General features: G+C 75.1%; 11 protein-coding genes and 1 pseudogene. 6 read left to right on the top strand and 6 right to left on the bottom strand.

The window, feature by feature from the left end; genetic code table 11:
* Positions 1-75 precede the first annotated feature (75 nt).
* The gene (locus ADK41_RS10540) at positions 76-1,107 is read left to right on the top strand and encodes an MBL fold metallo-hydrolase (protein WP_037804458.1); all 1,032 of its coding nucleotides are present in this window, start codon (positions 76-78) and stop codon (positions 1,105-1,107) included.
* A 315-nt stretch (positions 1,108-1,422) separates the two neighbouring features.
* On the opposite strand, the gene ADK41_RS10535 is transcribed toward ADK41_RS10540, so the two are convergent.
* From ADK41_RS10535 to ADK41_RS10525, 3 genes are all read right to left on the bottom strand, one after another.
* Positions 1,423-1,794: a MerR family transcriptional regulator gene (locus tag ADK41_RS10535; protein WP_030828297.1), complete on the bottom strand. Its 372-nt coding sequence runs from the start codon at positions 1,792-1,794 to the stop codon at positions 1,423-1,425.
* 26 nt (positions 1,795-1,820) lie between these two features.
* The gene (locus tag ADK41_RS10530) at positions 1,821-2,588 is read right to left on the bottom strand and encodes an SDR family NAD(P)-dependent oxidoreductase (protein ID WP_030828300.1); all 768 of its coding nucleotides are present in this window, start codon (positions 2,586-2,588) and stop codon (positions 1,821-1,823) included.
* 141 nt (positions 2,589-2,729) lie between these two features.
* On the bottom strand, positions 2,730-4,271 hold the full coding sequence (locus ADK41_RS10525; protein WP_030828303.1) for a carboxylesterase/lipase family protein: 1,542 nt from the start codon (positions 4,269-4,271) through the stop codon (positions 2,730-2,732).
* 175 nt (positions 4,272-4,446) lie between these two features.
* Here ADK41_RS10525 and ADK41_RS10520 point away from each other — a divergent pair, with 175 nt between their 5' ends.
* Entirely contained in the window at positions 4,447-5,517 is a 1,071-nt protein-coding gene (locus ADK41_RS10520; RefSeq protein WP_030828306.1) for a LacI family DNA-binding transcriptional regulator, read from the top strand.
* Positions 5,518-5,855: 338 nt separating this feature from the next.
* Complete coding sequence (locus ADK41_RS10515) at positions 5,856-7,082, top strand: MFS transporter (RefSeq protein ID WP_030828309.1); 1,227 nt, start codon at positions 5,856-5,858, stop codon at positions 7,080-7,082.
* Here ADK41_RS10515 and ADK41_RS10510 read toward each other — a convergent pair.
* Entirely contained in the window at positions 7,057-7,749 is a 693-nt protein-coding gene (locus ADK41_RS10510) for a ThuA domain-containing protein (protein WP_030828312.1), read from the bottom strand. The genes ADK41_RS10515 and ADK41_RS10510 overlap by 26 nt on opposite strands.
* Before the next feature lie 296 nt (positions 7,750-8,045).
* Here ADK41_RS10510 and ADK41_RS41625 point away from each other — a divergent pair, with 296 nt between their 5' ends.
* Positions 8,046-8,447 (top strand): VOC family protein, encoded by a 402-nt coding sequence (locus ADK41_RS41625; RefSeq protein ID WP_078661999.1) that lies wholly within the window; start codon positions 8,046-8,048, stop codon positions 8,445-8,447.
* Here ADK41_RS41625 and ADK41_RS10505 read toward each other — a convergent pair.
* Positions 8,442-9,116: pseudogene (locus ADK41_RS10505) on the bottom strand (helix-turn-helix domain-containing protein); the annotation flags it as partial. The gene ADK41_RS41625 and the pseudogene ADK41_RS10505 overlap by 6 nt on opposite strands.
* Before the next feature lie 86 nt (positions 9,117-9,202).
* Between ADK41_RS10505 and ADK41_RS40700 the strand changes: the two are divergent.
* Positions 9,203-9,355, top strand: a complete 153-nt coding sequence (locus tag ADK41_RS40700) for a hypothetical protein (protein ID WP_199821807.1) — start codon at positions 9,203-9,205, stop codon at positions 9,353-9,355.
* 99 nt (positions 9,356-9,454) lie between these two features.
* Here the strand turns inward: ADK41_RS40700 and ADK41_RS10495 are convergent, their stop codons facing one another.
* Entirely contained in the window at positions 9,455-10,594 is a 1,140-nt protein-coding gene (locus ADK41_RS10495; RefSeq protein WP_030828325.1) for a YihY/virulence factor BrkB family protein, read from the bottom strand.
* 90 nt (positions 10,595-10,684) lie between these two features.
* Between ADK41_RS10495 and ADK41_RS10490 the strand changes: the two genes are divergently transcribed.
* Positions 10,685-12,319, top strand: coding sequence for an acyl-CoA dehydrogenase family protein (locus ADK41_RS10490; protein WP_030828328.1), 1,635 nt, complete (start codon positions 10,685-10,687; stop codon positions 12,317-12,319).
* Positions 12,320-12,350: the final 31 nt, after the last annotated feature.

The raw sequence follows: 12,350 nt of genomic DNA, 5'->3' as shown, positions 1-12,350 counted from the left end.
CATATGCGTTCGCGTATCGGAGGTGCCCGACTCCGGTCTTGGACAAGGGACTTCACCCCTTGATCTGCTGACGCCATGACCCAGGACATACACGCCCCGGACGGACCGGGCGCCTCCCCCCGTCGCGGGCTCGACCGCCGTACGGTGCTGCGGGGCGCCACGCTCGGTGCGGCGGCCCCGCTGATCCCGGCCGCATCGGCCGCAGCGGCCACCGCGACCGCCGGCCGCGACCGAGGCGGTGAGCGGGCCGCCCGTTCCGTGTCGTTCCGCTGGCTCGGCACCGCGGGCTGGCGCATCGACGTGGGCGGCCGCACCGTGCTCTTCGACCCCTACCTCACCCGTTTCCGCACCGGACTGTTCGACGACGGTCTCGACCCGAAGACCGAACTGACAACGGATCCCACCGTCGTGGACGCGCACATCGGCCGTCCCGAGCTGGTGCTGGTGAGCCACTCCCACTGGGACCACCTCGCTGACGTGCCCTACATCGCCAAGACCACCGGCGCCCGCGTCATCGGCACCGAGACCACGTACCACCTGCTCACCGCCCTCGGAGTCGACCCGGGACAGATCTCCGTGGTGAAGGGCGGCGAGGTGCTGGACATCGGCACGGTCACCGTCGAGGTCGTGCCCGGCCTGCACAGCCGCAACAAGAACTGCGCGTACTTCGCGCCGGGCACGCTGAACGCCCCGCCGGCGAAGGTTCCCGGCACCATCGCGGACCTGCCCGAGGGCGACACCCTGGCCTTCCAGGTCACGGCCGGGGAGCACGGCCCGTCGGCGTTCCTCATGGGGGCCAGCGACTTCTCCGAGCGGGCGGTGCGGGGCCTGCGCCCCGACCTCGCGATGATCGCCGTACCCACCGCCACCGGCACCACCCACCGCTACGTGCCCCGGCTGCTGGACGCCCTGGAGGCCCCCGGTGTCGTCGTCCCCGTCCACTGGGACAACTTCGAGCTGCCGTTGACCGGTTCCCCGGTCCGCGACCCGGCGATGGACCTCGACGCCTTCCTCGCCCAGGTCGGGAAGGCGTCTGCGGCCTCCCGGATCGTCGTCCCGGACTACCGCACCGTGTACGACGGCGACATGCGGCCCGCACACCGGTAGGCGAGGCCCGCCGGGCCGGCCCGGCGTCCCGTGGACCACGGGCCTGCCCCGGCCGTCGGGAGCACCCGCCCGGCCGTGCGCCCGGGTCGGTCACGGCGGAGCGCGCCGGCGCGGCGCAGGCGGCGGACGACCGAGCGGAGTTCGGGGGACGTGGCGGGCTCCGGGGCCCCGGGGGCGGCCCACAGGGCGAGTGCGCGGTACCCGGGGCCGTGTTCGACGTGCGGATCGTGCCCCGATCGTCCGATCGGCCACTGGTTCGACCGTTCCTGAGCCCGGCGCCCCGTACGGGAAACCGGATGTCGGTGGGCGCCCTCGTCAGGCCACCGGGCGGATCCGGTCGCCGGTCCGCTCCCGGAGCGCGACCTCCAGGCGGTCGCGGGCCTCGGTCTGGGCGGCGATGCGCGCGTCGAGGACCGCCAGCCGTTCCCGCGCGACCCTCAGCCCCTTGGCGGAGGGAGGTGCGGCTGCCACGTCGCCGTCCAGGCAGGGCAGGAACACGCGCACGTCGTCCAGGGTGAGTCCGGCGGCCAGCAGGTACCGGATGTTGCGGACCCGTACGACGGTCCGCTCCTCGTAGACGCGGTAGCCGTTGGCGGCCCGTTCGGAGGAGATCAGCCCGGCCTGCTCGTAGTGCCGCAGCGCACGGGCGGTCGTCCCGGCCGCCTCGGCCAGCTCACCGATCCGCATCCGTCCCACCTCCCGGCTCACTCCTATCACGCCACGACCGCTCCGCCGTCGACCGGGAGCACCGCTCCGGTGACGAAAGAGGCCGCGGGTGAGGCGAGTCGGGTGATCGCCCAGGCCACCTCCTCGGGACGGCCGACGCGGGCCAGCGGGGTGTGCGCCAGCTGCCACTCCCGCACCGCGGCCCTCCGCTCCGGTGTCAGGCCCTGGTGCTCGCCGATGGGGGTGTCGATCGCTCCGGGGGCGACCGCCACCACCCGGACGCCGCGGGGCGCCAGTTCGACCGCCCAGCTGCGGGTGAGCAGTTCCAGGGCGGTCTTGGTCGCCGCGTAGACCGAACCGCCCGGCCAGGCCCGCTGTCCCACCGAGGTGCTGACGTTGACGATCACTCCACCCGACGCCTCCAGGTACGGCAGCGCGGCCTGGGCCAGCAGGACGGGGGCGACGAGGTTGGTGGCGAGCTGGTCCGTGATCGTCTCCGGCGTCAGCGTGCCGAGGGCGCCGCCGCGCACGATGCCGGCGTTGTTGACCAGTACGTCCAGTCGGCCGTGCGCCTCCACCACGGCCCGCACGATCCGCTCGGGTTCGCCCTCGGCGGTGATGTCGGCGGGCAGGGGCGTGATCCGGTCGTGTCCGGTCGCGGTCTCCGTGAGTGGTGCGCTCCGCCGTCCTACGGCGACCACACGGTCACCTCCGGCGGCGAAGGCGCGGGCGGTGGCCCGGCCGATGCCGGTGCCCGCTCCGGTGACGACGACGACCCTGCTGCTGTGCGCTGCGCTGCTGTTCATGCCGGCCATCGTGCGACCTTGCCGCCGGCGTCAAGGTCAAGATTCTTCCGGGGAGCGGGACGAGCCGGTCCGTTCCCCGCTTCTCCCGGACAGGCGGCGCCCCGGCGTCTCGCATCCCGCGGGATCGACCCGCCCGGCCGTGCGCCCGGGTCAGGTGCGGCGCAGTGCGCCGCTGTGGCGCAGGCGGCGGACGACCGAGCGGAGTTCGGGGGACGTGGCGGGCTCCGGGGCCCCGGGGGCGGCCCACAGGGCGAGTGCGCGGTCCCGGGGGCCGTGTTCGACGTGCGGGTCGCCGTCGCCGAAGACCTGTACGGGATGCCCCGCGTCCCAGCGCTCCCAGCCCGGCGAGCCGTCGGTGACGAAGCGCACCCACGCCCCGTGCATCGCGTCGGCCAGGTCCCGCGGCGCTCCCTCGCCCGCGAGTTTGCGGGCGTCCGGTGAATCGCCGCTGTCGAAGACGAAGCCGAGTTCCAGGGCGTGGCAGGCGCCCAGGCCGGGGCGGCGGGAGGGCCAGGCGAACTCGTAGACGTACGACGGGGCTCGGCGGCCGTCGGCCAGACGGTGCAGGGGGAGGCGGAGCAGGTGGTCGGTGACCAGCTGGCCGACGAGTTCCGCGGTGCCGGCGTCCGGGCGCAGGGCGCGGTAGCCGCGCGGGACCTCGCTGCCGCAGCGGCAGCGGGCCATCGCGCCGGCGAGGGCGAGAGCGCCGAGGCGGTCGACGCGGTCCACCAGGCCGCCGGGGACGAGCCACAGGCGGTACTCGTCGCGGGTCCAGCCGGTCAGCAGCTCCACGCCGGGGGCCGCGCCGTCGGTGAGGGCCTCCAGGGGGTCGCGCGGGACCAGGTCGCCGTCGGTGACGATGCCGAAGGCGGGGCCGCCGAGCACCGGGCTGCCGAGGCGGCCGATGTCGGCCTGGACACGGAGCAACCGGTCGCGGTCGACGGCGGCGAAGGCCTCGGCGGTGGCGGGGACCTTCAGGCGGTTCGCCATGCGGCGGACCACGCGGCGCACCTTGTCGCGGTCGGTGGCCTCGGGCGGGCCGCTCTGCAGGACGGCCCGGCGGACCAGTCCCCGGGCCTGCGGTGCGGCGATCAGCGCGCCCGTGCTGATCGCTCCGGCGGACTGGCCGCCGAGAGTGATGCGGTCCGGGTCGCCGCCGAAGGCCCCGATCGACGTGTGGACCCAGTGCAGCGCGGCGAGCTGGTCGCGCAGGCCGGGGTTGGCGGGGGCGTCCGGGAAGAGGCCGTAGCCCTCGACGCCGAGGCGGTAGTTGACCGACACGAACACCACCCCGTCGCGGGCGAAGGTGTGGCCGTCGTAGACGGGGACCGCCGAGGAGCCCCTGGTCAGGGCGCCGCCGTGGAGCCACACGAGGACGGGGAGGCGGGCGCCGGGGGCGGGGTCGGGGGTCCACACGTTGAGGTTGAGGCAGTCGTCGCCGGGGACGGCCGGATCGGACAGGTACTGGGCGAAGGCCTCCGAGTACGGGGGCTTGGGGGCCGTCGGCCCGAAGTCGGCGGCCTCCCGTACGCCGTCCCAGCGGTCCGGCGGGGCCGGGGGCCGGAAGCGGCGGGGGCCGAAGGGGGGCGCCGCGTAGGGGATGCCACGGAAGACGGCCACGCCCCGCTCCCAGCGGCCGCGCACGGCGCCGTACGGGGTTCCGGTCACGGGGTGCTCCCGGTCTGCCGTCATGTGCCCACCAGCCCTTCACCGCGGCGCGCCGCGTCGCGCACCGGACGGACCCGCCGGTAACACGGGAGCACCGCACGGCTCTTCGGTATTCCCGCGTCCACGTGAGAGTTCTTCCCGCCCCGGTGTGCCGGACCTACAGTAGGAAGCGCTTTCTATTCGGAGAGGTGGATACTCGATGGTCCGTGCGGGGAGTGCCAACGTGACGGCGGGGCCGACGCTGGCGGTGGTGGCCCGCGAGGCGGGGGTGTCCGTGCCGACCGCGTCCAAGGTGGTCAACGGCCGCGAGGACGTGGCCCCCGAGACCCGCCGCCGCGTCACCGAGGCACTGGACCGGCTCGGGTACATCAGGAGACCCCGGTTCGACGGCGGGCGGGCGCCTCGTCTGGTGGACCTCGTGGTGCACTCGCTGGAGACCTCTGGGTCGGGCGCGGTGCTGCACGGTGCGGAGGAGGCGGCGCACGACGCGGGTCTCGAGCTCGTCGTCTCGGCGGCCCTGACGCGGAGCCGTGCGGAGCGGCCGGAGCGTCCGGAGCGGGGCTGGCTGGACAAACTCGTCCTGCGGGGTTCGTCGGGGGTGCTGTTCCACCTGGCCGAGCTGAGCGAGCCGCAGTACGCGTGGCTCGCCCAGCACCGCATCCCGTTCGTGATGATCGACCCGGTGCTCGAACCGCCGGCGGGCGTGGTCTCGGTGGGCGCGGCGAACTGGCGGGGCGGGGTGACGGCGACCGAGCACCTGCTGGCGCTGGGGCACGAGCGCATCGCGGTCGTCGCCGGACAGCGGCACACGCTGTGCGCCGACGCGCGGATCGCCGGTTACCGCTCGGCCCTCGCCGCGGCGGGCGTGCGGCACCGCCCCGAGTACGTCCGGCACGCCGACTCCGGGCGGGACGCGGCCGGCCGCCGGCTGTGCGAGCTCCTCGACCTTCCCGAGCCGCCCACGGCCGTCTTCGTCTGCGCGGACCGGATGGCGCTGGGCGTCTACGAGGCCCTGGCCGCGCGCGGTCTGCGCGTACCGGACGACATGAGCGTGGTCGGCTACGACGACCTGCCCGAGGCCCGCTGGCTCACCCCGGCCCTGACGACGGTCCGCCAGCCGCTGTCCGAGATGGCGGCGACGTCCCTGCGGCTGCTGCTGCGCATGATGGACGGCCACCGCCCGGAGAGCACCCGCACGGAACTGTCGACCCGGCTGGTGGAACGCGCGAGCACGGCGCCTCCCGGGCCCGGTGCGGGCGGTCACGGCTGACGGACGGCGCCGCGCTCCGGCACGGCCGCGCCCCGGCGTCCGGCCGGCGACGGCTCCCGGCTCCCGGGAGGCGGCCGAGCGGGGCCAAAGGCCGGCGCCCCGCCCGGTGCGGCATGACCGTGACACAGCTCACGGCGATGTGCGGCCCGATCTTGGAATGCGCGGCCCGCCGTCCTTGCTCCCCTCCTTGTGGGCCTACCCTGCCCATGGGCCTGCCCGCTCCCGGAGTGCGCCGTGCAAGGGTGCGCAGCGCGACCGGCCACGAGAGCCGGGGACGACCTCGGTCCTTCCCCCCTCCCCCGATCCGGCCCGCTGTCTTCGAAAGGTTTCCCCGCACCATGCCACTGGCTCTGCTGGCCCTGGCCGTCGTCGCGTTCGGTCTCGGCACGACCGAGTTCGCCACCATGGGGCTGCTGCCCCAGATAGCCGACGGGGTCGGCGTCTCCGTGCCGGACGCCGGCAACCTCGTCTCGGCCTACGCGCTCGGCGTCGTCGTCGGCGCCCCCGTGCTGACGGGCATCGGCGCGCGCATGTCCCACAAGCGGCTGCTGCTGCTCCTGACCGGGCTGTTCGTGGTCGGGAACGTCGCGTCCGCGCTGGCCCCCACGTACGGCACGCTCTTCGCCGCGCGCCTCCTGACGGGGCTGCCGCACGGGGCGCTGTTCGGCGTGGGCGCCGTCGTGGCCTCCCGGCTGGTCGCCCCCGACCGGGCCGCGCGGGCCGTCTCGCGCATGTTCCTCGGACTCACCGTCGCCAACATCGTCGGTGTCCCGGCCGGCACGGCCCTGGGCCAGCAGCTGGGCTGGCGGTCCGCCTTCCTCGCGATCGCCGTCATCGGTCTCGCCGCCCTCGCCGCGCTGGCCCTCTTCGTCCCCCACCAGCCCCGTGGCGGGCAGTCCGGCATCCGGCACGAGCTGCGGGCGATGGGCAACCGGCAGGTCGCGATCGGCCTGGCCGTCGCCGTGGTGGGATTCGGCGGCTTCTTCGCCGTCTACAGCTACCTGGTCCCCGTCCTGACCAACGTGACGGGTCTCTCCGACTCCTCGATCACCCTGGTCCTCGCGCTCTACGGCGTCGGCATGACGCTCGGCACGCTGGTCGCGGGCCCGCTCACGGACCGCGCGCTGCGCCCGACGCTGTACGCGGGGCTCGCCCTGCTCGCCGCGGCGCTGGTGACGTTCTCCTTCACCGTCCACAGCACCTGGCCCGCCCTGGTGACGATCACCTTCATCGGCGCGCTGGGCTCCCTCATCACCACGCCCGTCCAGATGCTGCTCATGGCCAAGGCGAAGGACGCCCCGACGATGGCGGCGGCCTCCAACCACTCCGCCTTCAACCTGGCCAACGCGGGCGGCGCCTGGCTCGGCGGGCTGGCCCTCTCGGCGGGCTGGGGCTGGACCTCCCCCGCCCTGGTCGGCGCCGTCCTCGCCGTGGCCGGCCTCGGCCTCGCCCTCACCGGCGGCCTGCTGAACCGGGACGGCCGCCGCTCCGAGGTGATCACCTCGTCCGGCGCCGGCGCCCTGCCGGGAGCCGATCAGGTCACGGCGGCCCACCGCCCGGACTGACCCGCTCGCCCGCTCCGGCCGCCCAGCCGATCCCGCCGCGCAGGTGGGCACGGAAGGCGGGATCACCGTAGGCCTCGGCGACGTGGCCGAGCGCGGTGTAGAAGACCCGCCCGGCGCCCTGGCCGCGGCACCACGCCAGCGGGTGGCCGGGGCCCGTCCCGGCTCCCTCGTACGACGACTCGTCGGCGCGGAGCAGGACCCGCACTCCCGCGGCACGCGGGTCGGTGCGGAAGTCGTACCACTCGTCCGTGAAGTCCCAGACGGCGGGCAGGTGCCGGGTCGCCGGGTGGTCGTGGTCCTCGGTCACGACGCGGCCCGGCTGGAAGGCCGGGTGCCGGTCGAAGCGGGCGCCGAGGAGGTCGCCGTAGTACGGCCAGTCGTACTCCGTGCAGGCGGCGGCGTGCACCCCGGCGAATCCCCCGCCCCTCTCGACGTACTCCGCGAGCCGCTCCCGCCCGGCGGGGGTGAGCACCTCGCCGCTGGTGGAGAGGAAGACGACGGCGGCGTACCGGTCGAGCGGCGCCTCGAGGGCGGCCGGGTCCTCGGTCGCGTCGACGGTGAGGTCGCCGAGGGCGCGCAGGGCGGCGACACCGGCGGGGATGGAGTCGTGCCGGTAGTCGGCGGTGCGGGTGTACACGAGGAGGGCGGGGCGTGCGAGGGCGGGCATGGGCGCGAGCCTATGCGGCGGGCGCCGGGCGGAGCGAGGGCCGGGAGCGGCGGCGGACCGCCGTCATGGCCCGGCCGCCGCACGCCGGGTTCACCCAGCACTCGGATCCGGCCCGCCTCCTCCCGGCCACCGACGACGCGACGATCGTCCACGGCGACTCCGACTCCGCGTCCCGGGGCGACGACCGCGGCCGGGGCCGCGACCGGACCGGCCGGCTCCTCGAACCGGTCCGCTCCGAACCCGCGTGTCCGATTCCTTCAAGACCGGCGTGGCGGCGCGGCCCTACGGTGGGCCGCATGAGCGCACGATTCGACGCCATCGGAATGGTCGTCTCGGACATGGCCGCCTCCGTCGCCTTCTACCGGCGGCTCGGGTTCGCCTTCCCCGAAGGGGCCGAGGAGCAGGGACACGTGGAGGCCGGACTGCCGGGCGGGCTGCGGCTGCTGCTGGACACGGAGGAGGTGGTGCGGTCCTTCCACACGGAATGGGAGCCCCCGTCGGGCGGGGGCAGGACCTCACTGGCGCTGCGGTGCGACAGCCCCGCGGAGGTCGACGCGCTGTTCGCGGAGATGGCCGGGGCCGGAAGCCGTGTCGAGCTGAAGCCGTGGGACGCGGTGTGGGGGCAGCGGTACGCCGTCCTCCTCGACCCGGACGGCAACGGGGTGGACCTGTTCGCGCCGCTGCCCGCGGGTGACTAGCTCGCCCGGCGCCAGTCCCGTCAGGCGCCGGACTTCGCGGGCCAGATGGGGCTGGTCGGCATAGCCGGCGCGGGCCGCCGTCTCCGCGAAGGGGACGCCCGCCCGCGCCAGGGCCAGCGCGCGGCGCATGCGAAGGATGCGGGCCAGGGTCTTCGGGCCGTAGCCGAACGCGGCCAGCGAGCGGCGGTGCAATTGGCGGGCGCCCACGCCCAGTTCGTCGGCGGTCGCGGCGACCGGACGGCCCGCGTCGAGGGCGGCCACGACAAGGCCGAGCAGGGGGTCCGGCGGGGTGGTCTCCGCCGCCCGGCGCAGGGCCAGGTCCTCCAGGGCGCGCACCGGGTCGTCCGCCGCGTTCACACGGGCCGTCATCCGCCGTACGTCCGCGGCCGGCCACAGGTCGGCCAGGGCGACGCGGCGGTCGCGCAGCGCGTGGGCGGGCACGCCGAGCAGGGCGGGCGCGGTGCCGGGGCGGAAGCGGACGCCCGCCCAGGCGCCCGTCCGGCCCTGGGTGAGGTGGGCGCGGGTGTCGGGGCCCGCGACCAGCAGGCGTCCCTCGTTCCACAGGAGGTCCATGCAGCCGTCGGGGAGCACCCGGTTCTCCCCGTCGACGGGCGGGGTGTTGGTCCACACGACCGCGCCCGTCAGCCGCGACGCCCGCTCCCTGTACACGCCCCCCAGGCTACGCGGCCCTGGTCCGCCACTGGGTGCGGGCCGGGGAGCCGGTGTTCCCGGCGGGTGGGGTGGCGGAGCCGTTCGTGGGCGTGCGGGACGTCGCGGAGGTAGTGGTGGCCGCGGTGACGGGCGGGGAGCGGTACGCGGGGCGGACGCTCTCCGTGACCGGGCCCCGGCTGCCGACCCGGGCGGAGGCGGTGGCGGAGATCGCGGGGGCCGGTACCCGGAAGGCGTGAGCCGAGGGGGTTCCGCCCCCGCCGCCCCTTCCCGCCCCGACCCGGGGCTCCGTCCCGGACCCCGCTCCCCGAACGCCGGAGGGGCTGATTCCCAGCCCTTCACTTCTCCTCGTGCCCCGGCCCCTCGTCGTTCCTCGGGTGGGTGGGCTTCGCGTGGGCGCGCAGCCGGGACGTGACGTCCTCCGGGGGCAGGAAGCGGGACCAGCGTTCGGGGAACTCGGAGGGCATGTCGGGGTCGGCCTCGCCGGCCGCGGCGGTGCGGGCGACGTACTCGGCGACCTGCGCCTGCCGCAGCCGCTCGTTGGCCTCGCGGGCCGCGGCCGTCGCGGCGGCCGGCCAGACCCGGTCGATGGCCGCGTTGACCGCGGCGCCGACGAGCACCGCGAACGCGGACACGCCGATCCACAGCAGTACGGCGACGGGGGCGGCGAGGGAGCCGTAGATGGTGGGGCCCTCGACGGTGTTCGTCAGGTAGAGGCGCAGCAGGAAGCTGCCGAGCACCCACATGGCGAGGGCGACCAGCGCGCCGGGCACGTCCTCGATCCACGGGGAGCGCACGGGCACGGAGACGTGGTACAGCGTGGTCAGGAAGGCGACGGACAGCAGGATCACGACCGGCCAGTAGAGGATCTGGACGAGCGTCGCCGACCAGGGCACCACCCGGACGACCGCGTCCGGTCCCGCCACCATCAGCGGCAGCGCGATGGAGCCGATCAGCAGGGCCACGATGAACAGCAGGAAGGCCAGCAGCCGGGTCTTGACGATGCCCCGCACGCCGTCGAGGCCGTACATGACGGTGATGGTCTCGATGAAGACGTTCACCGCGCGGGAGCCCGACCACACGGCGATCAGGAAACCGAGGGAGATCACGTCGGGCCGGCCGCCCTTGGTGACGTCCCGCAGGATCGGTTCGGCGACCTCCGTCACGCCCCGGTCGGACAGCACCGTCCGGGAGGCGTCCAGGAGGTTGCGCTGCACGCTCTGGATGGTGTCGGCGCCGGTCCAGGCGTCGACGTAGCCGAGCAGGCCGATCAGGCTGAGCAGCAGCGGGGGCACCGACAGCAGCGTGAAGAACGCCGCCTCGGCCGCCAGGCCCAGGATGCGGTACTCCATGCACGAGTTGACGGTGTCCTTCAGCAGCAGCCAGGCGGTCCTGCGCTTGGAGACGTTCCGGTACAGGGCCCGGGCCCGGTGGAGGCGGCCGGAGGGCGCGTCGGGGAATTCACTTGCTGGCTGCACGCCCTAAAGGTATCCGTCGTACCAGGTCGCACTCACCCACAGGCCGGATCGGCGGGTGAGGCCCCCGTACCAGGGGGTACGTTCGTGGGCATGGCAGGCACCACGCACAGCGTGACCAATCAGGCTCCCCCGCTGGTGCAGTACGACGTCTTCGGCGCCGACCGGGCGCTGGTGGAGGCGGTCGAGCGGCATCTGGATCCCGGCGTGCGGGACGAGGGCCTCACCGAGCTGTCGGGGTTCGGACGGACCGCCGGGTCCGCGCAGGTGCAGGAGTGGGGGGCGCTGGCGAACGAGAACCCGCCGCGGCTGCGCACCCACGACCGCTACGGTCACCGGATCGACGAGGTCGACTTCCATCCGTCCTGGCACCGGCTGCTCGGCAAGGGCGTCTCGGCGGGGCTGACGGCGGCCTGGGGGCGGCCGGGCGGGCATGTGCGGCGGGCGGCGGCGTTCCTGGTGTGGACGCAGGTGGAGGCCGGCAACGGCTGCCCGCTGTCGATGACCCACGCCGCGGTCCCCGCGCTGCGCACGGACCCGGAGCTGGCGGCCCGGTGGGAGCCGCGGCTGACGTCGACGGTCTACGACCGTGCCCTGCGGCCCGCGGGGCAGAAGCCCGGCGCCCTGTTCGGGATGGGCATGACGGAGAAGCAGGGCGGCAGCGACGTACGGGCGAACACGACGGCGGCCCGGCCGCTGGCCGAGGACGGCGCGTACGAGCTGACCGGGCACAAGTGGTTCTGTTCGGCGCCGATGTCGGACGCCTTCCTGGTGCTGGCGCAGGCGCCCGGGGGGCTCACATGCTTCCTGGTGCCGCGGGTGCTGGAGGACGGCACGCGCAACGTGTTCCTCATCCAGCGGCTCAAGGACAAGCTGGGCAACCGGTCCAACGCGTCCGCCGAGGTCGAGTTCGACGGGACGTGGGCGCGCCGGGTCGGGGACGAGGGGGCCGGGGTGCGCACCGTCATCGGGATGGTGGCGGCGACCCGGCTGGACTGCGTGCTGGGTTCGGCGGGGCTGATGCGGCAGGCGGTGGCGCAGGCGGTGCACCACTGCGCGTACCGGGAGGCGTTCGGCGGGAAGCTCGTCGACAAGCCGCTGATGCGCAACGTGCTGGCCGATCTGGCGCTGGAGTCGGAGGCGGCCACCACGCTGGCGCTGCGGCTGGCGGCGGCGTACGACGACGGCGGCGAGCAGGAGCGGGCGCTGCTGCGGATCGCGGTGCCGGCGGCGAAGTACTGGGTGACCAAGCGGTGCGCGCCGCTCGCGGTGGAGGCGGCGGAGTGCCTGGGCGGGAACGGGTACGTCGAGGAGTCGGGGATGCCGCGGCTGGTGCGGGAGTCGCCGCTGAACTCGATCTGGGAGGGCGCGGGCAACGTTCAGGCGCTGGACGTGCTGCGGGCGCTGCGCCGGGAGCCGGCGGTGCTGGACGCGTACCTGCGGGAGGTGGGGCGGGCGCGCGGGGCGGATCGCCGGCTGGACGCCGCGATCAAGGACCTGCTGACCGAACTGGCGGACCTGGAGGGCGTCGAGGGGCGGGCACGGCGGCTGACGGAGCGGCTGGCGCTGGTGCTCCAGGGGTCGCTGCTGGTGCGGTACGCGCCGCCGCAGGTGGCGGACGCGTTCTGCGCGGCGCGGCTGGGCGGGGACGGGGGCGCGGCCTTCGGGACGCTGCCGCGCGCACTGGACCTGGCGTCGGTGGTGGAGCGGGCCCGGCCGGTGTGCTGAGCGACGGCGGGCGCGACGCGGGGGTGGTGCT

Origin of the sequence: Streptomyces caelestis, assembly GCF_001279005.1 — a bacterium.
In the GTDB taxonomy this organism is placed as follows: Bacteria; Actinomycetota; Actinomycetes; order Streptomycetales; family Streptomycetaceae; genus Streptomyces; species Streptomyces heliomycini.
Note: the sequence above shows the minus strand (reverse complement) of the source record. Positions and strands in the feature narration are given on the sequence as shown.